The 22,884-nt window shown below is 41.3% G+C and carries 20 protein-coding genes and 1 pseudogene; 13 read left to right on the top strand and 8 right to left on the bottom strand.

Annotated features, from left to right (window positions below; all coding sequences use genetic code 11):
- Position 1: 1 nt before the first annotated feature.
- From NSTC745_RS13245 to NSTC745_RS13215, 7 genes are all read left to right on the top strand, one after another.
- Entirely contained in the window at positions 2-1,117 is a 1,116-nt protein-coding gene (locus NSTC745_RS13245; RefSeq protein ID WP_445637544.1) for a glycosyltransferase family 4 protein, read from the top strand.
- Between the two features lie 10 nt (positions 1,118-1,127).
- On the top strand, positions 1,128-2,468 hold the full coding sequence (locus NSTC745_RS13240; protein WP_445637543.1) for an O-antigen ligase family protein: 1,341 nt from the start codon (positions 1,128-1,130) through the stop codon (positions 2,466-2,468).
- A gap of 33 nt (positions 2,469-2,501) precedes the next feature.
- A complete protein-coding gene (locus NSTC745_RS13235) occupies positions 2,502-2,636 on the top strand; it encodes a hypothetical protein (protein WP_445637542.1) in 135 nt (44 codons plus the stop codon).
- Positions 2,637-2,799: 163 nt separating this feature from the next.
- A complete protein-coding gene (locus NSTC745_RS13230; protein ID WP_445637541.1) occupies positions 2,800-3,993 on the top strand; it encodes a glycosyltransferase in 1,194 nt (397 codons plus the stop codon).
- An 82-nt stretch (positions 3,994-4,075) separates the two neighbouring features.
- Positions 4,076-4,849: a glycosyltransferase family 2 protein gene (locus tag NSTC745_RS13225; RefSeq protein ID WP_445637540.1), complete on the top strand. Its 774-nt coding sequence runs from the start codon at positions 4,076-4,078 to the stop codon at positions 4,847-4,849.
- On the top strand, positions 4,846-5,448 hold the full coding sequence (locus NSTC745_RS13220) for a YdcF family protein (protein ID WP_445637539.1): 603 nt from the start codon (positions 4,846-4,848) through the stop codon (positions 5,446-5,448). Before NSTC745_RS13225 ends, NSTC745_RS13220 begins: the two co-directional genes overlap by 4 nt.
- Position 5,449: 1 nt before the next feature.
- Positions 5,450-6,010 (top strand): WcaF family extracellular polysaccharide biosynthesis acetyltransferase, encoded by a 561-nt coding sequence (locus tag NSTC745_RS13215; protein ID WP_445637538.1) that lies wholly within the window; start codon positions 5,450-5,452, stop codon positions 6,008-6,010.
- A gap of 103 nt (positions 6,011-6,113) precedes the next feature.
- Here the strand turns inward: NSTC745_RS13215 and NSTC745_RS13210 are convergent, their stop codons facing one another.
- Positions 6,114-7,757: a hypothetical protein gene (locus NSTC745_RS13210; RefSeq protein ID WP_445637537.1), complete on the bottom strand. Its 1,644-nt coding sequence runs from the start codon at positions 7,755-7,757 to the stop codon at positions 6,114-6,116.
- A 1,189-nt stretch (positions 7,758-8,946) separates the two neighbouring features.
- Between NSTC745_RS13210 and NSTC745_RS13205 the strand changes: the two genes are divergently transcribed.
- The 3 genes from NSTC745_RS13205 (at position 8,947) to NSTC745_RS13195 (ending at position 14,607) form a co-directional block, all read left to right on the top strand.
- Complete coding sequence (locus NSTC745_RS13205; protein WP_445637536.1) at positions 8,947-11,532, top strand: sensor histidine kinase; 2,586 nt, start codon at positions 8,947-8,949, stop codon at positions 11,530-11,532.
- 476 nt (positions 11,533-12,008) lie between these two features.
- A complete protein-coding gene (locus tag NSTC745_RS13200; protein ID WP_445637535.1) occupies positions 12,009-13,880 on the top strand; it encodes a PAS domain-containing sensor histidine kinase in 1,872 nt (623 codons plus the stop codon).
- Positions 13,881-14,151: 271 nt separating this feature from the next.
- Complete coding sequence (locus NSTC745_RS13195) at positions 14,152-14,607, top strand: DUF2141 domain-containing protein (protein WP_445637534.1); 456 nt, start codon at positions 14,152-14,154, stop codon at positions 14,605-14,607.
- A gap of 18 nt (positions 14,608-14,625) precedes the next feature.
- On the opposite strand, the pseudogene NSTC745_RS13190 reads toward NSTC745_RS13195, so the two are convergent.
- Positions 14,626-14,700, bottom strand: a pseudogene (locus NSTC745_RS13190) (helix-turn-helix domain-containing protein); the annotation flags it as partial.
- A 636-nt stretch (positions 14,701-15,336) separates the two neighbouring features.
- Here NSTC745_RS13190 and NSTC745_RS13185 point away from each other — a divergent pair.
- Complete coding sequence (locus tag NSTC745_RS13185) at positions 15,337-15,594, top strand: hypothetical protein (protein WP_096534721.1); 258 nt, start codon at positions 15,337-15,339, stop codon at positions 15,592-15,594.
- 134 nt (positions 15,595-15,728) lie between these two features.
- Here NSTC745_RS13185 and ggt read toward each other — a convergent pair whose 3' ends face one another.
- The 5 genes from ggt to NSTC745_RS13160 form a co-directional block, all read right to left on the bottom strand.
- The gene (gene ggt / locus NSTC745_RS13180; RefSeq protein ID WP_445637533.1) at positions 15,729-17,525 is read right to left on the bottom strand and encodes a gamma-glutamyltransferase; all 1,797 of its coding nucleotides are present in this window, start codon (positions 17,523-17,525) and stop codon (positions 15,729-15,731) included.
- Positions 17,526-17,563: 38 nt separating this feature from the next.
- On the bottom strand, positions 17,564-17,875 hold the full coding sequence (locus tag NSTC745_RS13175) for a hypothetical protein (protein WP_445637532.1): 312 nt from the start codon (positions 17,873-17,875) through the stop codon (positions 17,564-17,566).
- A complete protein-coding gene (locus NSTC745_RS13170; RefSeq protein ID WP_445637531.1) occupies positions 17,836-18,465 on the bottom strand; it encodes an ABC transporter permease in 630 nt (209 codons plus the stop codon). The genes NSTC745_RS13175 and NSTC745_RS13170 overlap by 40 nt, the downstream gene beginning before the upstream one ends.
- A 118-nt stretch (positions 18,466-18,583) precedes the next feature.
- Positions 18,584-19,336: an ATP-binding cassette domain-containing protein gene (locus tag NSTC745_RS13165; protein WP_445637530.1), complete on the bottom strand. Its 753-nt coding sequence runs from the start codon at positions 19,334-19,336 to the stop codon at positions 18,584-18,586.
- Between the two features lie 274 nt (positions 19,337-19,610).
- Positions 19,611-20,006 (bottom strand): hypothetical protein, encoded by a 396-nt coding sequence (locus NSTC745_RS13160; RefSeq protein ID WP_445637529.1) that lies wholly within the window; start codon positions 20,004-20,006, stop codon positions 19,611-19,613.
- A 101-nt stretch (positions 20,007-20,107) separates the two neighbouring features.
- Here NSTC745_RS13160 and NSTC745_RS13155 point away from each other — a divergent pair, with 101 nt between their 5' ends.
- Positions 20,108-20,446 carry a hypothetical protein gene (locus NSTC745_RS13155; RefSeq protein WP_445638596.1) on the top strand — a complete coding sequence of 113 codons (339 nt, stop codon included), beginning with the start codon at positions 20,108-20,110 and terminating at the stop codon, positions 20,444-20,446.
- Positions 20,447-20,980: 534 nt separating this feature from the next.
- Complete coding sequence (locus tag NSTC745_RS13150; RefSeq protein ID WP_445637528.1) at positions 20,981-21,694, top strand: hypothetical protein; 714 nt, start codon at positions 20,981-20,983, stop codon at positions 21,692-21,694.
- 80 nt (positions 21,695-21,774) lie between these two features.
- Here NSTC745_RS13150 and NSTC745_RS13145 read toward each other — a convergent pair whose 3' ends face one another.
- Positions 21,775-22,710: an alpha/beta fold hydrolase gene (locus NSTC745_RS13145; protein WP_445637527.1), complete on the bottom strand. Its 936-nt coding sequence runs from the start codon at positions 22,708-22,710 to the stop codon at positions 21,775-21,777.
- Between the last annotated feature and the right edge of the window lie 174 nt (positions 22,711-22,884).

Here is a 22,884-nt window from a genome sequence, read left to right as displayed (position 1 = left end):
CATGGCTCTAAAAGTTGTTTTTTGCTGGTCTGATATCTCTGGTTACATGGCAGCCTGCTGGCGAGCTCTGCATCAAACACCAGAAATTGATGTATTTGTCATTGGCTTTCAAGCTCTTACTGAAACCGCATTTTCCGATCGATTGATGCAGGATATTCCCTGCCGACTTTTGGATATCAAAGAAAGACAGGATGCAAATTTAATCAAACGTTTGGTATTGGAAGAATCTCCAGATGTGGTTGTTCTTTGTGGTTGGTTGCATAAACCTTATCGTCAGTTGGCTTTTGCTTCTCAATTATGTAACACAGCCTTAGTTATGACTATGGATACCCCTTGGTGGGGTACGTGGAAACAACATTTAGCCCCTTTGTTTCTCCGCTCCTATTTGCAATGTATAAATAGCATTGTTGTTGCTGGAGAACGTAGTTGGCAATATGCTTCACGTTTAGGAATTGAACCAGCAAACATAGTGCATGGAGTTTATGGTATTGATTATGATGTTTGGTCTCCATTGTGGGAACAACGCATCGAGTCTCAATGGCCCCGTTCATTTTTATTTGTTGGTCGCTACGTACCGGTTAAAGCAATTGATGTCCTTGTAGAAGCTTACCAAATTTACCGTTCTCAAGTATCCAATCCTTGGACTTTGGTATGTTGCGGACAAGGAACATTGGAATCGCATCTTTTGGGAAAACCGGGAATCGAGAATCGAGGATTTTTACAACCATCACAAATGCAAGCCGTATGGCGATCGGCAGGAGCTTTTATTTTGCCCAGCCGATTCGATCCTTGGCCGCTAGCTTTAGTAGAAGCTGCTGCGGCTGGGTTGCCTATTATTTGTACTGATGTTTGTGGTTCTGCGGTTGAGATAATTCGACCTTGGTATAATGGCTTAACTGTACCAAAAGAACAGCCAAAAGCTTTAGCTAAGGCAATGCTGACTTTACACCAGCGCTACGCTGAATTAGCAACTTGGGGAAAGCGATCGCAACAATTAGCAGCTCCTTACGCCGCCAATATCTGGGCAACTCGTTGGCAGGAATTGTTACACAATGCACACCAGATGAAAACAGTCAAGCAAAATACGAGTAATCCGATCGCTGAAAATCTGGCATGAATTTTCAACCATGACTTCAGATCCTATTAGCAAACTTATTGACCTCATCTTTAGCCCTTATGGCATCTTGGGTATTGTCATTGGTCTTTTCATATTGGATAAAGCTAGACGCTCCCGGCGTTTAGCTTGGCTATTATTCGCTTTTTGCTGTTATGCAACTTCGTTAGCAAAGTTTCAGGATCAGTGGATACTCGAACCACCACCTTTAGTTTTTCCGTTGCAACAGTTACGCGATATGGGTCGCCCCCTGACGATAGTTCTCCTTGCTTCGCTGATCTTACTGGGAATGCAAACACGGAATGGATGGCGCCGGATAATGATTCCACAGCCAGTTTATTACTTGATCGCATTTCAGGTGGCAGTTTTTTTGAAAATTTTAGTTTATGGTGACGTAGGTTTTGCCTTACTTGCGCTAACTACATTTGGGGCAATTGTGCTGATGTTTAAGTTAGGGCCTTCCCGCTGGTTGCAGGATGAATACAATTTCCGCTTAGGTGTTTGGTCCCTAGCAATGACCGGTGTCATCTTTGCTATTGCCTGCACTTATCAAGGAAGATTTAACATGTATGCAATGACATTTGTGCAAGGAAGGTTCCTGGGAACTACTGGTAGTTCGCAACATGCAGCTGCTTTGTTAGCAGGCACCATTCCCTGCTTCATGTTTCTCATTGAAAGCCATAAAAAATGGGACTGGATAAAAGCTTTCTGGATCGCTATTTTACTTGTTGTTGCATACTTTTTATTTCTAACAGGTTCTCGTACTGGCGCAATGATGGGAATCAGCTCGATTTTATTTTTCTATCGTAATCGAGGTGGTGCTTTACTACGCTTAGGCTTATTTGTTGGTGTTTTGTTGGGCGCAATCTTCTGGTTCATAAGTCCAGATATAATTACTCAAAACACACCAGTAAGCAATAGGTTCATTTCAGGTGGAAACACACGTGAAGAAGCTTGGGCTGGTATGTGGAGTGGCTTTATGAGTAGCCCATTATTTGGTTCTCCCTTACAAGGAGGACGTTTGGTTTTTGGAGAAAATTCGTGGTTAGCTGCTGGAGATACTACAGGATTGATGGGATTTATACCCATAGTGCTGATGGGGCTGGGGTGTTTGAAGATGATGTTTGAACTTCATAAATTAAGCCATAAAAAATCTACTTATTTTTTGCATAGTAGTACTGTTATAGCTGGCTTGGCAGGCCTTTTGGTAGGAAGCTTTTCAGAAGCTCTTCTTTTGGGTAATCTATCTTTTCCTGTGTTTTCACTGCTGATGTATTTATCACTGGGAAAGTATTTACTAGATTTGGATAATATCGAAAATAAATACTTAGTGTGGCAAAAAATACAAAATTGAAGAACAATTCAAGAGTCAGGATCAGAGCTTGAGATGCTCCACCAAGGCGTCATAATTAATCGCTCGGAAGTATCGCCCGCCGCTGATAGCTACCGCCGTGTCCGCGTACTCCTGCAAAGAAGCAAGCTACGTGCAGCGTCTCGTAAAGAGCGTTTTCAAGACCACTAAATTTTCACAAATTAGGATACAAAAAAGAGTTTATTTATTCACTAATCGCACATAAATTAATTGGATTATGTCAAATTACGCTGTTATTAATTGTTATTAATATTTTAAAAATTTAATTTATTTGTCTGTATAATTATTTTGAATATTTATATTTGATTTATTAATGAAAATTCTTCACGTTATTCCTTCGATCGCAAAAGTCCGGGGTGGCACGAGCCAAGCTGTTTTAGACATGGTAAAGGCATTGCAAATAGTTAATGTGAATGCCGAAATTGCTACTACTAACGACGATGGCGATAACTTACTAGACGTTCCGCTTGGCAAGTGCATTCAGTACAATCATGTTCCAGTTTGGTTTTTCCACCGCTTTTCACCCAATATCAAAGGTGTCAGAGAATATGCATTCAGCGGTGAGTTGACACAATGGCTTTGGCAAAATATTTCTCAGTACGATCTTGTACATATCCACGCTCTTTTCTCCTATCCATCAACGATCGCAATGGCGATCGCTCGTTTGAAAAATGTTCCTTACATAGTCACTCCACATGGTTTACTATGTGAGTGGTCTTTACAACAAAGTACGCACAAAAAAGAAACCTACCTTAAAGTCATAGAACAAGCAAATCTTGACGGCGCTCAGATGCTCCACTTTACCTCCGAGAAGGAACAACAAGAAGTGTCTTTACTTGGATTGCACAAACCTAATTTTGTGTTACCCCTGGGAATATCTTTACCAACTAAAATTGCTGATGCTCGTCAGCGTTTGCGGCAACAGTTTAACATCAGAGCAGACGAACCTGTGATTTTGTTTTTGTCTCGACTCCATTCTAAAAAAGGTTTAGAGTATCTAATTCCTGCTCTGGGTAAACTGACTCACCATCGTTTTACTTTTATACTTGCAGGTAATGGCACTCCAGATTACGAAGCGCAAATACAATCTTTGCTTGTCTCTCATGGATTGCGCGATCGCACCCTTGTTGTGGGATTTGTTGAAGGCCAAACAAAAGATATATTGATGCAAGGTTCTGACCTTTTTGTGCTAACTTCTCATTCCGAAAACTTTGCTGTCTCAGTTTTAGAATCATTAGCTGTAGGCGTTCCTGTTCTTGTGACTCCTGGTGTGGCTCTAGCTTCTGTTGTCAAACAAAACCAACTAGGTTATGTTCCCGACTTGGATATAGCAGCGATCGCCCAAGCTTTAGAAGATTATTTTAATAATACTCAAATCGCTCAAAACATGGGCGAACTAGCTCGTAAACTTATCTCTGAAAAATACACTTTGGAAAAAACAGCTTTGCAAATGCAACAGATTTATCAAACTATTCTCCAAAAAGAATTTCTTCCTACTTCTGTGTAAAAATTATTGACCAATTTATATTTACCAATCTACAAAAATTAATGATTGGTTATACAATTTATTTGTATTTATTTTTATATTTATGCTAGATAAAATAACTCCATTAATTCTAACCTACAATGAAGCACCTAATATTCAACGAACGTTAGAAAAACTCACTTGGGCAAATCAGATTGTTATTGTTGATAGCTATAGTTCTGATGAAACTCTAGAAATCATTGCATCTTACCCTCAAGCGAAATTGTTTCAAAGGAAATTTGATACTCACGCTACCCAGTGGAATTACGGCTTATCCCAGATTAACTCCGAGTGGGTATTATCTCTAGACGCAGACTATATTGTTTCAGAAAAACTGGCTGAGGAAATCAAGGAATTACCTGAAGATTCACCAATAGATAGTTATTTTATCAGATTTAAATATTGTGTTTTCGGTAAACCTCTAAGGGGTACAATACTTCCTCCCCGACAGGCTCTTTTTAGAAAAGATAAATCTATTTACATTGATGATGGTCATACCCAACTCTTAGAAGTTAACGGTAAATCAGCAATGTTATCTGGCTATATTTACCACGACGATCGCAAACCTCTTAGTCGTTGGTTATGGGCACAGGATCGCTACATGGTGATTGAAGTCAAGAAGCTATTAAATACTCCGACGAGCGAACTAAGCTGGGGCGATCGCATCCGCAAACAAAAACTTTTTGCTCCTTTCATTATCCTTTTCTACTGCCTGATTTTCAAGGGTGGGATACTTGATGGCTGGCGCGGTTGGTACTATGCATTTGAGCGTGTATTAGCAGAAATTCTTCTTGCAATTCACTTGATTGAAGCCGAGCAATTAAAACAAAAAGCATGATAAAAAAGTTTCCTTGGCTACGCAAAAAATATTTGATTTTAGCTTTAGCTAGTTTTTTCCTCTGCTTAGTGTTAATAATTCCCGCGCGTTTGACTCTAGCCTACTACCAAGCCCCCCGACCCCAAGCCATCCTAACTCTTGGCGCTTGGATAGATCGCGAACAGACAGCCGCCGAAATAGCTCGTTGGTATCCTGCTTTGGAAGTTTGGGTTTCCTCTGGTACTCCCCCTGAAATAGCGCGACCGATTTTTCAAGCTGCTGGCATTTCAGACAGTCGTCTTCACCTAGATTATCGTGCTGTTGATACCGTGACAAACTTTACTACAATTGTTCCTGAGTTTGAGCATAAAGGCATACAACATATTTACTTAATTACCTCAGATTTTCATATGGCTAGAGCGAAGGCGATCGCCACCATGATTCTTGGTATCAAAGGTATCGCCTTTACTCCAATCTCTGTACCATCAGATCCAGATCAATCAAAAAAAGCAAAAAAAGAAACTATTTCTCCTATTATTCGCGATCTCGGACGCTCCCTACTGTGGATTGTCACAGGTCATACAGGAACCAGCCTTCAGTCTGTTATTGATTTACCCTAGTATGCGTCTAGATTCCTACACAGTCGGTAATTATATTCCTGGCGCACCTTATTGGAAGCAGCTTCTATGGTACTTTTTAGGTTCGCTCTTAGTAGAAAGTCGCTTGCTTCCCATGTCAGGTTTAAAAGTTTTGCTACTTCGTACTTTTGGAGCAAAAATTGGTCAAGGTGTCCGTATCAAACCAGGAGTTCGCATCAAATTCCCCTGGCGATTGATAGTTGGCGATTATGTATGGATTGGAGAAGATGCTTGGATTGATAACCTTGCTCTAGTCACGATTGAAAGTCATGTCTGTCTATCTCAAGGTGTTTATCTGTGTACCGGCAATCATGATTGGAACCATCCTGATTTTCAACTGATTACTGCACCTATTTATATTCAAGAAAGCAGTTGGATTGCAGCCAAGGCAGTAATTGGGCCAGGAGTGAATGTTGGTCGGGGAGCAGTACTTACTTTAGGCGGAGTAGCTAGTAGCTCTTTAGAGCCGATGACAATTTATGCGGGTAATCCCGCTCAAGCCATAAAGCAACGGAAATTGGGTATTGAGAGTGCTGAGTGCTGAGTTAGGAGTAGAAACGCGATTAATCGCGTTTCTACAAGAGTTAAGAATTCCTACACCCTTACACCCAATCTGAACAGACAACCTTTGTGCGTAAGTTCTGATATTAAGGAGACAAAAACTTAGTCGGGTTCATCGCATCAGTATCTATCAGAGTCTGTTGAACCAGACCATTTACAAGTTTGACGACATATACAGACCCCGCCCTTCTAGCACGTAAAGTCAGAGTTCCGAGTTTGCTATCAATTTTCACCTTCACATCGCGATCGCTACCTACATTCGCCCAAGCAGTAACTAGCCAACGGTCTTCACCAATAATTTTGCGTGCTAGCACACGAGCGGTTGGTACGGTAACAGGCCCCCATCTACCTTGTAATTGCTGTGTTTGACCTTCAGCAGGAAACTCCATTGCTGGCAAGACCTTAGTGTAACTTTGATAGGGATGCAGTTTTGGCCCTGGTAAAAGGTCACCCTTACGCAAGTACTCTTCCAAATGTGAGAACAACGCATGGGCATGACCTTGGATTATTAATTGCTGAATTAGTGTGGGAGTTGTTGCACCAATGGGCTTGTTATAGTTGAGTGCTTCCCACAATGGCCCGCTACATACGAAATACCCGCCCACAGACCCAACGGCTCCTGCCGTGTAGTAAGTCTTCATCATACCCATAAAGGTATCTGGACTGGAGATTGGTTGACCTGTATAACCTTCCCAACCCATGCTTACCCAAGGATAAGTGAACTTCTGTCCCAGACTGATTGCCCCAGAAATATTGTTCAACGCTTGTGTCAATGCGTCCCACGCGATCCCGGTATTGTACTCTATACCAGTCCAGCCAGAGTTATGAAAGTTGTAATACATTTCTGGAGCGGTATAATCAGATACTATTGCTTTCTTAGCAGAGTCTAGGAAATTTTCGTATTTGAACATATACCATGGCCATCCAGCCCAGCGACCACGCTCAGTACCGTATTGTTCCTGATACCAGGAGTACATTGGTCGAGACTGCAAGCTACTAAACAACTTCTCTTTGAGTACTCCTTCCTGTCGTGCTTTATTGCGAGATATATAGGCAAACCAGTCGTTCAGACCAGAATTATTGAAGTCAGCTTTTACTTGAGGATCTTGTCCGAAGTACAGTTCCGGATCGTTGTCACCAGGAATCCAAAGCCCACTCTCACCTTGGTTAAGGACTACCTTGATAGGTTGTGCAGCAGTTTTCTCTAATGGACCTATCAATTTTCCATAGTAGTCACCGATGATTTGAAATGCCTCATTTGGTGCAGCGGGACTGACTATTGCTCGACCACCATTGAGAATGATATTTCCATTCTTGTCATGTAACCAGGTGCTCGCTGGCAGCTTAGGAAGGTAAGAGTGGCGCCCATCGTAGTTATCATAAAATTTATACACCTCTCCTACCATAACTATAGGTTGGTAGCGACCAGGATTAGCTAAGGCAACTTTTGCCAAATCTGCCCTGTCTATTGGTAGTCCATAGCCCCAATAGTTCGCTAATTCTATGTAAGTTTCTTTTGATAATCCACAATGCGCTTGACCCAAAGCAAATAGAGTATTGCCTTTTTTAAATACAGGTCGAGGTGCGGCTTTAAGATGATCTAGCGGAGTCGATTGTGAAGTCAGGGTTTGAGCATATATTGGGGTATTAACTACCATACCCAGAGTCATGGCAAAGCTAAGCGCCGAAGAAATGGTCGAGCGCATCGAACCTAGATGAAGTTTTTTCATTAAGTCTCCTTAGCACCACACAGGGAACACAAATTACTGCATGGCAATATGTTTGCACGCGAATAATTAAGCGATTTTACCAATATAAAAAATGGTAAAATTCACTCGCCTTTTCGTTTTTTTTATAAGCGAGTACAGTTTATGAATTTTTGGTAAAAATAGTCAAGGGTAGTTTCTTTGAGTAAATATCTCCGATAAAATCAAAACTACTCTGTGACTACATTAGGGCGTTTGATTTTTTTTTCTTATTAGCCAAATTTAGCCAATATTCTGCAATATTCATACAGCTAATACTCGCACAAGCTCCATTTTCTAACTGGCTCAGTATATCTACTAACCGTTCTATGACTGTTACATAAGTTGCTAGTTAGTGCCCATAAATGGTATCAATAAGATACAAAAACTGATATTTTCAGTACTGGTAAATACCAAATAATTAAATTTTGTACTTAAATAAGCGACTTCTTGATAAATAACAATTTGGGTTATTCCATACTTAACTTAAATTTGTAGCGCCATATGGCTTTGTATTTAGTAACCCAAGAATTACTTTTACCGATCCTTCATATCATTAAAGTCATCAAAAATATTTATTATTAATAATTTATATTTAATAGTATTTAACTATTTATATATATAACTATATATATAAATAGTAATCAGCTTTAATTGTTGAATTTATGATGTAGCTAAGAACTAAGGAACAAGCAATCAGTCTTTTGGATTTGAGAGCGAATTTTTTATGCAATCAAATAGAATTGCTCTGCTATGAACTAAATACTTTACTACTGTTAATGATAAAATAGTTTTCAGGCAAACATTAGAAGCAGTTGCTGGGCTATTTACGAAATTATTTAAGAAATTAAATTATTATCAGCTATCAGTATTATATTTATAATCAATGGTCTTCAGATAGTATCAGTGTAGAGTTATAAGAGCTAACTGAAGGCAAGGGGTGTGTCAAAAAAGTATTGCCGATCGCTATTATCATTAATTTTTTAACGGCTTTACTTCTTTCTAACAAATGGTTCACCCGATTGGGTGAATGCGATCGCTTGCTTGCGAACTACTCTGGGAGAAGGTGCAGTCTTGCTTCTGGGAGCATCATCGCTAACAGAATCAAAAATGCTCTGTTGGCTATTCTAGCTTTTAATCATACATCTATAACTTGTTTATAAAGGGTCAAAGAGTGGATGAAACTGTTGTACAGTCTACCTATACATCGGATTGCCAGCAAGAGGTTATTAACCTGCTCTCAAAATTTGCTGTCAATCTCCCAGGAATAATTTTTCAAGTTCTGCAACGACAGGATGGTTCTGTTTGCGTACTTTATATAAGTTCTGGTTGTGAAGATTTATATGAAATAAAACCAGAAGTTATACAAGCAGACTTTCGCGTGTTATACAAACTGATTCATCCACAGGATATAAAAGCCTTTGCAGAATCCATAACTGATTGTAGCGATACTTTTAGACCTTGGCATTGGCAAGGACGCATCATCACACCTAGTGGCATAAAGTGGATTCAGGGTAGTTCCATTCCAGAAGCGCAAGCTAACGGCGATTTGCTTTGGAATGGCCTAGTGATGGATATCACAGAGCAAAAACAAGTCCAAGAAAAATTGCAAGAGAGTGAAGCGCGGTATAAAGCAATTTTATCTGCTATTCCCGATTTAATGTTTCGCATTAGCCGCGATGGGGAATATCTCGATTTGAAAAGCGAGGGAGCAAATGTCACACTCGATCGCGAAGAAATAGTGGGAAAAAATTTGCAGGAATTATTGCCGAGTGATGTTGCAGCCATTAGCCAAGAAGCGATCGCTAAAACTTTAGACACTGGAAGTTTACAAACTTGCGAATATCAGCTTCCAACACCTTTGGGAATCAGAGATTATGAAGCGCGGTTGGTGGCAAGCGGTCAAGACGAAATATTAGCAATCGTTCGAGATATCACAGAACGCAAACAAGCAGAAATCGCTCTGCAAAATTTTGCCCAAAAATTTGCGAAAGCTTTTAGTTGCAGTCCCGATTCAATTACTATAAGTACCCTCAAAGAAGGACGTTTTATAGAAGTTAACGACACTTTTGTCAAACTTTCAGGTTATGAACGAGATGAAGCGATTGGTAAAACTTCATTTGATTTAAATCTTTGGGTGAATGCAAGCGATCGCCTGAAGTTAATACAGGAATTACAAGCCACAGGAGTAATCCGCAATTTAGAAATAGAATTTAAGCAAAAATCTGGAAAGTTAATTACAACCTTGCTTTCAGCTGAAGTCATTGATTTAGATGGTATTCCTTGCTTACTAGCAGTTCATCACGACATTACAGAACGCAAGCAAGTAGAAGCTAAATTACGCCTCTGTGCCCAGCGCGATCGCTTGTTGGCAGAAACCCTAGTGCGAATTAGGTCTTCGCTGAACTTAGAGGAAATTCTCCAAACCACGGTCAATGAAGTCAGACAATTTCTGCAAACCGACCGGGTTTTCATTGGTTTATATAATACCAATTCAGGAATCCAAACTCTTGCCGAATCAGTAGATCCCAAATATCCATCAGTTTATGGGTGGTCTACTAACGATCAAGATTATATACAAGAATTAAGAAACTTTTTAAAAGATAATGTTGTGCGTGTCGTGGAAGATATGACGCAAATGCCGCAATCTTCTAAAGTAAGAATACACTGTCAAAAATTTCAAACAAGGGCTAGTTTAGCTGTCCCAATTATGCTAAATGAAGAATTATTTGGTGCGTTAATTGCCAATCAATGCTCAGCGCCGCGTCAGTGGCAGCCAATAGAAATAGATTTGCTACAACAAATGTCAGAACAAGTAGCGATCGCCATTCATCAAAGCCGGATTTACCAAGAACTAGCAGAACTCAACATTAATTTAGAAAACCAAGTACGAGAACGTACAGCACAGCTGCAACAAAAAATCCAAGAAGTTGAAGAATTACATCGCATTAAAGATGTAGTTTTACACACAGTTACTCATGATTTGCGAACTTCTGTTATGGGTAACTTAATGGTGTTAAAAAATTTGTTAAATCAGGGACTGGAAGCAGAGGAGCAGAGGAGCAGGGGGGACGTTACAGCAAGTTTTTCCCCTTTGTCTCCTCCCATCCCTAAACCTCTACCTCCTTCCCATGCCCCATCCCCAATGCCCCATGCCCAATCTTCAATTCCCGTATCTCGTTCAATAATCGAGCGGATGATTCAAGGCAACGATCGCCAGCTGACGATGATTAACTCATTGTTAGAAATTAATTCTTGCGAAAAAGAGGGTCTAGAAATAAAACCCGAAATTGTCAAGTTTAGCACCCTACTTCAAGGAATCTTCGCTCAGTTAGAACCCATGTTGATACAAAACCAAGCGAGTCTCAAAAACTTGGTTCGCGCAGATTTACCATTAGTAATGGCAGATGCAGCCCGCTTGCAGAAAGTTGTAGCGCATTTAGTAACACATAGCTTGCAAAATAATCCACCGGGATTAAACTTCACCTTGAGCGCCACCGTTGAAGCTGGAATGATTCGCACTCAAATTCAACATGACGGTGTAGGAATGAGTAAAACAGAGTGCGATCGCCTTTTCGATCTCCATGTCCGCGATCCCCAAGATTGTTGTTCCACAAGCATTGGCTTAAAAATGTATCTTTGTCGGCAAGTTATTAAAGCACATGGTGGCGAAATTGGTGTGACTAATAACCGCAAGCGTGGGTTAAGTTTTTGGTTTACATTACCCTTAGTAACTCCATCCACAAGAAACCGCCCATAAATTACCGAAAAAGGGGACGGTAAATACCAGCTAATTATCGAAAATTTGAGTCAAAAACCTCGCCCTTATAGGGCGACTCTAATGGTAAGATTAGGTGAACAGGAAGGGTAATCAACCTGTATAAAAACCTAGTTGCTACTTAACAAGTAGACGCTGTACCTTCTCCCAAGGGGAGACGCTAACGCGAAGACAATTGAATCTAGGGGGTTCTACTTTGTAGTTCTAGTATCCACCCGTAAGTAGGTAAAAAATTCACAGGCACTAGACGATCCGCACTCAACTTCAAACAAATTTTACATCAATGCAACTACGGTAGGCATACCGAAAGTTAAAGCTTGGGGAGAGAACCACAAGAAGGTTTAGGTAACGCAAGGAACCTAATCTAAGTGGACTCGTTTAACCAAGAATCCTCGTACCAATAGGCGTGAGGAGTGTCAAATGCTAAGTATTATTTAAAGACTGCTAACCAATGCCGCATGGCTACCCCATTTACAAAAGTGCAAAGCTGGTGGAGAAAAACCTTTTCTGCACCAAAAACAGATGAAATCAATATCCTTTACAAGGCCTGGCGCAACAGATTTTTGTGGCAGAGACTCCGTTTATGGTTGTGGCTGGCGCTGATTTGTCTGTTGTCTTTCACTTTGCGAGACATTTATGGCTTGTTTTTTCCTTTCCAAGAGTTGAAGAAGCTCCCGGAATTACTGCAACCAAGAAGCCTTGTAATTAATTTTGCAATGCTGCTAAATATACTTGTCTGCTTTGCTCTACATAGAACTCAATTCGGTCGCCATCGCCCAGATTTATTATTTTTGGGTTCTTCTTGGTCAATCAGTTTAGCATCACAATTGTTTGCCACCCTCAGAGGTTTCGCACTACCCGATAGTATCGGTTGGTCGCTGCTGTTCTTGAGTCAAGCTATATTAATGCCAGTCTGTTGGACTCTTCACTTGTTTTCTCAAGCAGCTGTGCTGATTTATTATTTTGGTGTAAATACCATACTTGGACTAAAAACACCAATTCCAGAACACCCAGAAATATATAATGTAACGTTTATTTTATACGTTTTTTGGTTTTGTACCATATCTGATATAGGTGTTTGTCTGTACGATCGCTTACAACGTTCTGAGTTTTTCGCCCGTCAAGAACTAGAATCTGCCTACCAAAAACTCAAAGTTGCAGAAGCGAAATACCGCACGATTTTTGAAAATGCCGTTGAAGGTATTTTTCAAAGCACTCTCGATGGACGTTACATTACGGCAAACCCAGCTTTAGCACGTATTTATGGCTACTCATTAGCAGAAGAAGTCACAGCAAACTTCACAGATATAGAACACCAATTGTATGTCGATCCAAACCGCCGAGCAGAATTTGTGCGCTTAATGGAAAAGTATGGCAGAGTTTCCGAGTTCGAGTCCCAAATTTATCGCCGAGATGGCAGTATTGTCTGGATTTCCGAAAAAGCCTATGCAGTCCGTGACGAACAAGGAAAATTGCTATACTACGAAGGTTTGATTGAAGACATAACACAGCGCAAACAAACTGAAGAAGAACTAAGAGTTTTTTTTCATGCAGTTTCCCACGACTTACGCAACCCAGTGCTGGGTACTTTAATGGTGCTGAAGAATTTGTTAAATCAGGGGGTGAGGGAAGGGGAGTCGGGAGTGGGACAAGGAGACAAGGAGACAAAGGGACAAGGAGACAAGGAGACAAGGAGAATAACTCCTAAGTCAACAGTCAACAACCCAATGCCCCATGCTCAATCGTCAATTTCAGTGCCGCGTTCAATTTTAGAGCGGATGATTCAAAGTAGCGATCGCCAACTTAACTTAATTGATTCGTTGATGGAAGCTCATGTCAGCGAAGTACAAGGTATTATTTTACAACGCCAACCAGTACAATTGTTGACGATTGTCGAAGCAGCGATCGCAGATTTAGAGCCATTACTGGTACAAAACCAAGCGACTGTGACAAATTTGGTAACCGCAGATTTGCCATTAGTGAATGCCGATCCGACTCAACTATGGCGAGTTTTTTCTAATTTAATTGTCAACGCTCTCAAACACAATCCGCCTGGATTGCTTTTGACAATTAACGCTACTCCTGAAAATGACAAACTTTATTGTACTGTTAGCGATAACGGTGTGGGCATTAGTCAAAAACAAAGCGATCGGCTTTTTGAACTTTACTTTCGAGGTAGTAACATCCGAAATTCCGTAGGTTTGGGATTAGGATTATATCTATGCAAACAAATTATCAATGCTCATGGCGGCGAAATTGGTATTAATGCCACTTCCGAAACAGGCGCGACTTTCTGGTTTACATTACCTATTATTTCTAATAGTCATTAGTCATTGGTCATTAGTCATTTGTTTGAGACAAAAAAAATTACAAATCACAAAAAATAAATGATATCATGTGCGCTGAAAGACTTATTATTTAAGCTGGCGTAAGCAGAAATCACGGCGATCGCTAACCTTCTTTTATTGGAGACGCTAGGTCTAGCTTGCTTCCCCAAAGGGCTACAGGAGATGCAAAGACGCTTTGAGACAAAGAAATTTTAATAATAAGCGATTAGCCTAAGTTGATATGACTAATAACTAATAACAAAGGACAAATTTTATGGTGAGAGGATTGAAAGTTAGTGTGCTTTTGTTGGCAGTCTTGGGAAATTTAGCATGGTCATTTACTGCGAAGGCGGGTTATAACGGCAAACTCACCGTGGAAATTGATGGATTTAAGAATAAACAAGGACAAGTTTGTGCGAGTATATTTGGTAGCAGTCAAGGATTTCCTAACCAACGCGATCGCGTTTTACAAAAACAGTGTATTAAAATTACTGATACTCCCTTGCTGATTACTTTTGAAAACTTAAAAGCAGGTAATTATGCCGTTGCTGTTATGCACGATGGAAATAGCGATGGCACTCTCAATCGTAATAGTCTTGGTATGCCCATCGAAGGCTTTGGATTTTCCAGAAATCCAGAAATCAAAACAAGTGCGCCTAAATTTAGCGAAGCAGTATTTTTGGTAGCAGGCCCCAACACTAATATCCAAGTTCAATTGAAATATTTTTAGAAGAATGGGGAGTGTCTCCTAATACTCAATGTTAGTTTTATTCAGGTAAAAATTCCAAACAAAACGAGAACATCCAAAGCTTTTAGCTAAGGATGTTTCTTGTTATTTATTTGGATAAATTCGGTTCTTCAGTACGTTTAACATCAATAGATCTCTTGCAAAAGTCCCCTAACACCCACCCCCAGCCCCTCCCCGCTCGCGGGGAAGGGAGACTTTGACGTAAGTCAAAGGCGGGGTGGGGTTCTTTTTTTTGATTTATGCAAGAAGTCTAATATAAATTCTAGAAACTTAAGTAAGTGGACACAATTATTTAGAAGATGCATTTCGACTGCGCTCAATGCTCGACCTTTGAGAAAACGAGGGTTGAGCGAAGCCGAAACCCGGTAATCTCAAGTTAGGTTTAATTTAGTCCTTCTAGTTAGTAGTAATATACTTTACGACAACGCACCCCAAATAAAATAGTAGTTCTCGTTACATACAATCATCAAAAACGCGAATAACATTAGAAAAACCTCATACTAGAAAGAAAATGACGGAAAGCTGCTTATATTTATATTCTCCAAGCAGCTGTCCTGATGGCTATGAATTTCTAAGTAATTGTCCTGAAGTGCATAGAAATTAACTACATTTTGTCTAAAGTATTAGGCAAAAAACTATACCACAGGGCTGAGGTTGGACTTGACAAAAGTTTGCCATTATGCTTTTTAGCTACAAGTAAAGGAGTTTGCAATGCACCGACAAATGTGCTGGTTACCTAAGTCTGGTGGCGACGGGGAGAAAATCTTGTTTTTGCAGACAGAACCCGGTCAACCTTGGCGTCCCTACACAGCTTTTGGTCATTTTGCAGTCCCAGATTATCCGATACCAGGTGGTTCCAAAGGTTGGGCAACTTACCAAAAACTTCTCAAAGCAGGTTGGACACTTGTACCTAGCGCACGGGCAAACGAGTTTGGCAACAGTAGCTACGTAGAATCAAGGAATTTTTAAATTTGGGTATAGGGCAAGCAGGAAGTGTGGGAGGGGTGGGAGGTGTGGGAGGATAGGGAAGAAATCTTTTCCCCCACACTTCCCCATCTCCCCATCTCCCCATCTCCCCTGCCTCCCCTTGTCTCCCCAGTTCTTCACCAACCTCTAGGAGAACCTTCACTGCGAGGATCGGCAGCTCCTTCTAGCGTTCCATCGGCTGTAACTGCGATCGCGTTACCATTACCCCAAGGTGCAGTTTCTTTAATGTTGTGTCCTCGACGGCGTAAATTCTCCAAAGTCAAAGCATCCAAACCCCAAGGTTCGACGCGCAATTCATCGGGAAGCCATTGATGATGTATGCGTGGAACGGAGACAGCCGCACCAACATCCATGTTGTATTCCAGCACATTCAAAATCACTTGCAACACTTGAGTGATGATGGTGCTACCACCAGGGGCACCTGCGGCCATGCGGAAACGATTATTCTCCGTGACAATTGTGGGAGTCATACTAGATAGAGGAGTTTTACGGGGTGCAATGCTGTTGGCGTCGTTACCAACTAAACCAAAAGCATTTGGGACTCCTGGCGCAGCAGCAAAATCATCCATCTCATTGTTAAGGATTATTCCAGTTCCCGGCGTCACCACCCCAGCGCCAAAACCAAGGTTAATTGTAAAAGTGAGGCTAACGGCGTTGTGCTGTTCATCTACAACAGTAAGATGGGTGGTTTCGGGAGACTCGTAACGTGGACAAGGGGATGAGGGGAAAGGGAGACATTTGGAATTTGGAGTTTGGACTTCGGAATTGAGATTTCCCGGCTTGACCTCGGTAGAAGGTCTAGCCGTTTGCATGTTAATTTCTTGGCGGCGTTTTTTGGCGTAAGCTGGACTGATTAGTTCTTGTACGGGGACTTTAACAAAATCCGGGTCGCCTAAATATTGCGAGCGATCGCTGTAAGCAATCTTCATTGCTTCTACCATTAGATGTATGGCGTCCGGATGATGCCATCCTAGAGATTTTAAATCGGTGTCACCGATAATATTTAAAATCTCCAATAGGTGAACGCCTCCTGATGATGGTGGTGGCATTGAGCAAATTTTGGCTTTGCGGAAATTTCCACAAACGGGATTCCGCCAAATTGGTTTATAGGCTTTTAAGTCTTCTAGAGTAATTAAACCACCATTTTTTGCCATATCAGTAGCGATCGCTTTGGCAACCTTCCCAGTATAAAAATCGTGGGGATTTTTGGCAATCGCCGTTAAAGTGCGAGCTAAATCGCGCTGTACCAGCTTATCTCCTGATTTGTAAAATTCGCCGTTGTGAGTGAAAATTTGCCGCAGTGCTGGATTTTTAAGAATTCGTTGCTGATAAAGTTGGTTGCTTTGCAGAGAACGCCAAGTTGGCGCATCGCCAATAATAAAGCCATCTTTAGCAAGTGCGATCGCAGGTTTAACTACTTCTTTCCAAGAAAGCTTACCATAGCGGCGATGCACTTCATAAAGTCCCGCCACCGTTCCTGGCGTCGCCACCGCTAAATAACCATCAATACTTGCATTGGGACGCACCTTACCTTGGGCGTCTAAATACATATTTCTTGTAGCCTTTAGGGGTGCGCGTTCGCGGAAATCCAACGCTTTCATCTCGCCAGTTTTCTCAGAATGCATCAGCAAAAATCCCCCGCCCCCAATTCCTGCCGAAAAAGGCTCAACTACAGAAATTGCAAAGGTTGTAGCCACTGCTGCATCTACAGCATTACCACCCTTGCGTAACATAGAAATTCCCGCTTCACTACCCAGAGGATGCGCTGAAACCACCATCCCCTTTTTGCTGCGTAAGGGTGTAAAGGCCGCTGATGCAACTTGGCTGTAAAGTACAACACTAAACGAAAAGATAGCGATGCCTGCGGCGGGCATAGCCATCGCAACTCGCTTCGGTTTGGCAACAGTAAGCATTTTTATGCCATTTTGTTCAATATCTATTAGGCTACCGCCTAACCGCGCATTTTATACACTACATCTTTAATTGCGGCGCGTTTGTAAAGGAAGTGGGGAGAGAGGAGGGATGGGGGAGTGTGGGGAGTGTGGGGAGTGTGGGGAGAGAAAGGCAGGGGAGACAACGAAGTGTGGGGAGTGTGGGGAGAGAAAGGCAGGGGAGACAACGAAGTGTGGGGAGTGTGGGGGGAAAGAGAATTTATGCCCCCCTCTCTTCCCACACCTCCCACACCTCCCACACCTCCCACACCTCCCACACCTGCCCCATTCCCTACTTCCCACTCCCAATTTTTAATCGATTCTCTATCCACCCAATTGCAAAATCAGCCAGCAATGCAATTACCGCTGCCGGAACAGCCCCAGCTAAAATTAACTCACTATTGACTAGTGATATCCCACGAAAGATAAATACTCCTAACCCACCAGCCCCAATTGCGGCTGCGATGGTAGCAATACCAACGCCAATGACAGTTGCTACTCGTATCCCCGCCAGGATTACTCCCATTGCTAAGGGGATTTCAACTTGTAATAGTAATTCTCTATCTGTCATTCCCATACCTCTGGCAGCTTCCCGAATTGCTGGATCTACGCCAGTAATACCTGTGTAAGTGTTGCGAATTATTGGTAAAAAAGAATATAAAGTTAAAGCCACAATTGCTGGTAATACACCTATTCCGGCAAGAGGAATGAGTAAGCCAAATAGCGCCAAACTTGGAATAGTTTGGAGAATATTCGCTATGCCGAGAATTGGTTGACGGAGAGAAGTTTTACGCGTAATTAAAATACCTAATGGAATCCCTACTAATATGGCAATTCCAATAGCAATACCTACTAAAAAAAAGTGTTCTAGAGTATGCTGAATAATTTCTGGAGCATACTTAACGAGGAAAAAATCTTTCATAAATAGGAGTCAGGAGTCAGAATTCACCGAGTCAGAATTCAGAATATTTATCATAACGAACAATTTTTTAAATTTTTTCGCCCACAATTTTTTTGATTTGCTATCTAATCCCCAGTCCCTACGCATTCACAGAAGGTAAACATGCCATAAAAGCGAGACTTTCTGGATGTTGGGATTTTATAAATTCATCTGTTGTCCCTAATACTACCAATTCTCCACCATACATTAAACCAATTCTAGATGCCAAAATAAAAGCTTCTTGAATATCATGGGTGACAAAAACAACTGTTTTGCCTAATTCTTGCTGCAAATGCCGAAACTCTTGTTGAATTTCTAACCGCGTAATTGGATCGAGTGCACCAAAAGGTTCATCCATTAACAACACTGGTGGATCTGCTGCTAAAGCCCTAGCTACGCCAACTCTTTGGCGTTGTCCTCCCGAAAGTTCGTGTGGGTAACGCCCTGCGAATTGTCCGGGTTCTAAACCTACTAATTGCAATAATTCATAAACCCGCGTTTTAATTTTTTTCGGTTGCCAGCCTTCTAAAGAAGGAACTAAACCCACATTCCTTTCGACGTTAAAATGAGGAAATAAACCAACTTCTTGAATTACATAACCAATTTTTCGCCGCAGTTTAATTTCATCCCATTGAGTTGTGGGAATACCATCAAATAAAACTTCGCCTTGTGTAGGTGTGAATAGACGATTAATTAACTTCATTGTTGTAGTTTTGCCGCTACCACTGCGACCAAGTAATACTAGTGCTTCTCCTTGCCTAATGTTGAAATTCAGGTTTGACACCAAAGGGCGATGATTGCGGCTAAAGGTGACATCGCGGAATTCGACAGCAATTTTGTTATTTTCCGGCATGAAACAACCAATTTTGGATTTTGGATTTTGAATTTTGAAAACTTTGATACAAATATGGTGATAGGGTACCACAGTTGTGCTACCCTTAGGGGAATCTATATTATGTATCTATATTTTACTAAAATCCGCACACCAATTTTGAGTTGCGATCGCCTACTTAAACCAATTCCCCAAAATTACATTCCAAGATAGCTTACTTTGGAAAAATGTACGAGCATTTTTGGCATTTTAGATTGTTAAATGCAAAATCTAAAATTCCAAATTTAATTGTATTTTATTCACTTTTCCCACTACGCTCTGATGCTTTTTCTGCAACTTTTCTCAAATGAGTTGCTCTCATTTTACTGATGCGATCGCTATGCCGAATCCCACCTGACATTTCGTATTCAGCACTATCTTTGCCATACTTGACAGCAACAAGCATTAAAATTTTCTCAGCACGCAGACTCAATTCTTTTTCCATTTGTTCAACTTTAGTTAAAGAAGAATCAACTAAAGCCAAAGCACCATTATGAATATCAAGTTGAGCGCGTAAATTTTCCATTGACTCAATAAGTTTTTCCAAAGTATTATCTTCATCAAATTTGATACTTGGAAAAATTGATTTCATGCCAGCTGCTCTTAACTCAATTTTTTCTAAAATGCGCGATGTACGTTTTTTACGAGGCATAAACTTACTCTCTTAAGATGCTTCTAGAGCTAGCTTGCCTTAATTAACCTACATTTCGGCTCAGCAAAAATCGCAATTCTTCTTCATAAAATTTTCACGTTATACCAGTATTATTTCGGTATTTAATTACTCATGTAAGAAGGCAAGAGGCAAAGGTAATAAATACAAGGAAGGTCACCTCTGAGACGAGGAAGGTCACCTCTGTTACGAGGAAGGTCACCTCTGAGACGAGAAAGGTCACCTTTGAGACGAGGAAGGTCACCTTTGAGACGAGGAAGGTCACCTTTGAGACGAGGAAGGTCACCTCTGAGACGAGAAAGGTCACCTCTGATACGAGGAAGGTCACCTCTGAGACGAGAAAGGTCACCTCTGAGACGAGAAAGGTCACCTCTGAGACGAGGAAGGTCACCTCTGTTACGAGAGAAGGCACTAAGGATTGATTTTACAGCGTTTTTCATCTATTTAAACCACAATTACCCGTAGGGGCGCACAGCTGTGCATTGGTGTCAACTTAAGCTCAAACACTTATCCCACATGCATTTTACCCCACCCCTAACCCCTCCCCTTAGCAAGGGGAGGGGAGGTTTTGCGCCAGCAAAGCCGGGGTGGGGTAACGCGGATATTGATGGTAAGTGAGTAGAACTCGCTCATCACGTTTTCACCTTAAGTTGACACCAATGCCCTACAAGGTGGTCTATTTACGTGAAAATTGCCGTAAAACCGCGACATCAAAAACCGCCAACTCTCTTACCTATTACCATCAGGACTTACGCAAAAGATAACGAAAGTAGCGGTAATACCCTGCGGGTTCGCTCTTAGCGTTCTCGTAGAGTAGCCGCTCCGCGTCTACATGAATTACCGCAACGCTTGAATAAAGTTTTCAGTCACATATTGCGTAAGTCCTGGCCATAAAACTCTTGGTAATTTTCCAACAAGGAATAAAATAGAACAGCAATATACCCTAGTGTGAATTGATGAAAAACTATACTTTTTTAAAGAAAATTACTACAGCTATTATCATAGCCATTGTCTCTTTTTCCTGCGAACCTGAAGTTACTAGAAACGGCGAACAGGCAAAAGCGACTGATAAACCGAAGGCAGAACAAAATATTATCTATGGTGATTTAGTTATTAAAGAACAATCGGATTATCTAATGATACCAGTTAATTTTCCCGACCAAGATCGAGAAAAGCCAAATAATTTAAGTCTTTCACGTTCTTATGAAAGAAGTAATAACTTGTATAACATTATCTTTTATAATAAACAAGATGGTGAGGCTCATCTTTTATTAAATAAAAAAGCCGTTATCAACTCCTTTGAGTTACTGGAGGTCAAAGCGGCAAATAAACCAATTACAAGAGTTTGGCTATATAAAATTATTGACCAAGATACAAACGCAGATAAAAAAATTAACGGCGATGATGCGATTGTTGGTTATATTTCTGATTTATCGGGTAAAAATCTCCAGCAAATTACCCCAAACAATACGCAAATTATTAATTGGGTTCTTCTTCCCAGCCAAAACGCTATTTTCCTCAAAATCATTAAAGATTCCAATAACGATAAAAAGTTTACTGGAGAAGACAACACAAACTTTGTGAGGGTGAATTTAGATCGACCTGGTATCGGAACTGAAATTATTAGCGATCGCCTTGAACAAGAAATTAAATCATACATCCTGAAATAATTTAAAATATAGTATATATTTTGATTTGTCTAACGTACTTTTAGAGACGCGATTTCCGCGCCTCTATTCAACATTTATTATTACGAGATAGAGAAAACCCAATCCCGTAATAATTGGTTTACTTTATCAGGTACTTCGTCATGAGGACAATGACCGGCTGTTAAAAAATGTTCTGTCAGTTGAGGATAATATTGACGAAACTTTCGAGAACGTTCTCTAGCATTCATCCAAGGATCGGCTTCTCCCCATAACATCAACAAAGGACAAGTTAATTCCTTGAGTAGCGTATCAACTTTTTCCCCTTGAGGGGTGCTAAAAACTGAAACAAACACATCCAATGCCCCAGGATCGTAAGCTGGGCGATAAATTTCTTCTACTAATTGGTCTGTAATTGCGCTCTTGTCGAGATAAACTTTTTCTAAAGTTTGGCGAATTACCCAACGTTGCCGCACGTATTGAAATAGTAGAAGCTGGGCTAAAGGCTGTTGAAACATCCACTTCACCGAGTCACCCAAGAGGTTTTGTAAGGAAGAGGGTTGCTTGGGAGGCTGAATTTGGCTTTGTAAAGCTTCAGGTTCAGGTGTTGGCTGACTTTCGCTAAACGGGCCAGCACTATTGAGTAGCACTAAACCAGCCGCACTATCAGGACGTTGTGCTGCAACACACAAGCTAGCATAGCCACCAAGAGAATTACCAGCCAAGACTGCTTTTTGACCGATCGCTTCACTGATAAAATCGTGAAGTTGGTCGCGCCATAAGTCACCACTGTATTCTAATTTTGGTTTTGCCGATCGCCCAAACCCCAAAAGGTCGATGGCAAACACTTCAAAATCTTGACACAATCCCGTGATATTCTTGCGCCAATGGTCTGTAGAAGCACCAAATCCATGTACCAAAAGCAAAGGCGGACGCTGCCCTTGCTTCTCTCCCGCACGCACATAGTAAACGTTGTGCCCGCGCCACTGCCAGTATTTCCCAGGAATTGGAGTTGTAGAGGGGGCTGTACTTGCCTGCATAATTCAAAGAAATGTTAAGTAGCTTTTAATAATTGTAGGCTAGTCAAAGGAGTGGGGGGGAGCAGGGGAGCAGGGGAGCAGGGGAGCAGGGGAGCAGGGGAGCAGGGGAGTGGGGGAGCAGGGGAGCAGGGGAGCAGGGGAGCAGGGGAGCAGGGGAGCAGAGGAGCAGAGGAG

Source organism: Nostoc sp. DSM 114161, from assembly GCF_052692665.1.
The sequence above is the reverse complement of the archived record's forward strand: the minus strand, read 5'-3'. Positions and strand labels throughout refer to the sequence as shown.

Coding starts and splice junctions, on each gene's coding strand:
- NSTC745_RS13160 (WP_445637529.1), bottom strand. CDS start 20,006: ATGCCTCGTAAAAAACGTACATCGCGCATTTTAGAAAAAATTGAGTTA.
- NSTC745_RS13170 (WP_445637531.1), bottom strand. CDS start 18,465: ATGAAAGATTTTTTCCTCGTTAAGTATGCTCCAGAAATTATTCAGCAT.
- ggt (WP_445637533.1), bottom strand. CDS start 17,525: ATGCTTACTGTTGCCAAACCGAAGCGAGTTGCGATGGCTATGCCCGCC.
- NSTC745_RS13150 (WP_445637528.1), top strand. CDS start 20,981: ATGAAAAACTATACTTTTTTAAAGAAAATTACTACAGCTATTATCATA.
- NSTC745_RS13185 (WP_096534721.1), top strand. CDS start 15,337: ATGCACCGACAAATGTGCTGGTTACCTAAGTCTGGTGGCGACGGGGAG.
- NSTC745_RS13165 (WP_445637530.1), bottom strand. CDS start 19,336: ATGCCGGAAAATAACAAAATTGCTGTCGAATTCCGCGATGTCACCTTT.
- NSTC745_RS13245 (WP_445637544.1), top strand. CDS start 2: ATGGCTCTAAAAGTTGTTTTTTGCTGGTCTGATATCTCTGGTTACATG.
- NSTC745_RS13225 (WP_445637540.1), top strand. CDS start 4,076: ATGCTAGATAAAATAACTCCATTAATTCTAACCTACAATGAAGCACCT.
- NSTC745_RS13195 (WP_445637534.1), top strand. CDS start 14,152: ATGGTGAGAGGATTGAAAGTTAGTGTGCTTTTGTTGGCAGTCTTGGGA.
- NSTC745_RS13145 (WP_445637527.1), bottom strand. CDS start 22,710: ATGCAGGCAAGTACAGCCCCCTCTACAACTCCAATTCCTGGGAAATAC.
- NSTC745_RS13240 (WP_445637543.1), top strand. CDS start 1,128: ATGACTTCAGATCCTATTAGCAAACTTATTGACCTCATCTTTAGCCCT.
- NSTC745_RS13200 (WP_445637535.1), top strand. CDS start 12,009: ATGGCTACCCCATTTACAAAAGTGCAAAGCTGGTGGAGAAAAACCTTT.
- NSTC745_RS13215 (WP_445637538.1), top strand. CDS start 5,450: ATGCGTCTAGATTCCTACACAGTCGGTAATTATATTCCTGGCGCACCT.
- NSTC745_RS13230 (WP_445637541.1), top strand. CDS start 2,800: ATGAAAATTCTTCACGTTATTCCTTCGATCGCAAAAGTCCGGGGTGGC.
- NSTC745_RS13235 (WP_445637542.1), top strand. CDS start 2,502: ATGCTCCACCAAGGCGTCATAATTAATCGCTCGGAAGTATCGCCCGCC.
- NSTC745_RS13220 (WP_445637539.1), top strand. CDS start 4,846: ATGATAAAAAAGTTTCCTTGGCTACGCAAAAAATATTTGATTTTAGCT.
- NSTC745_RS13210 (WP_445637537.1), bottom strand. CDS start 7,757: ATGAAAAAACTTCATCTAGGTTCGATGCGCTCGACCATTTCTTCGGCG.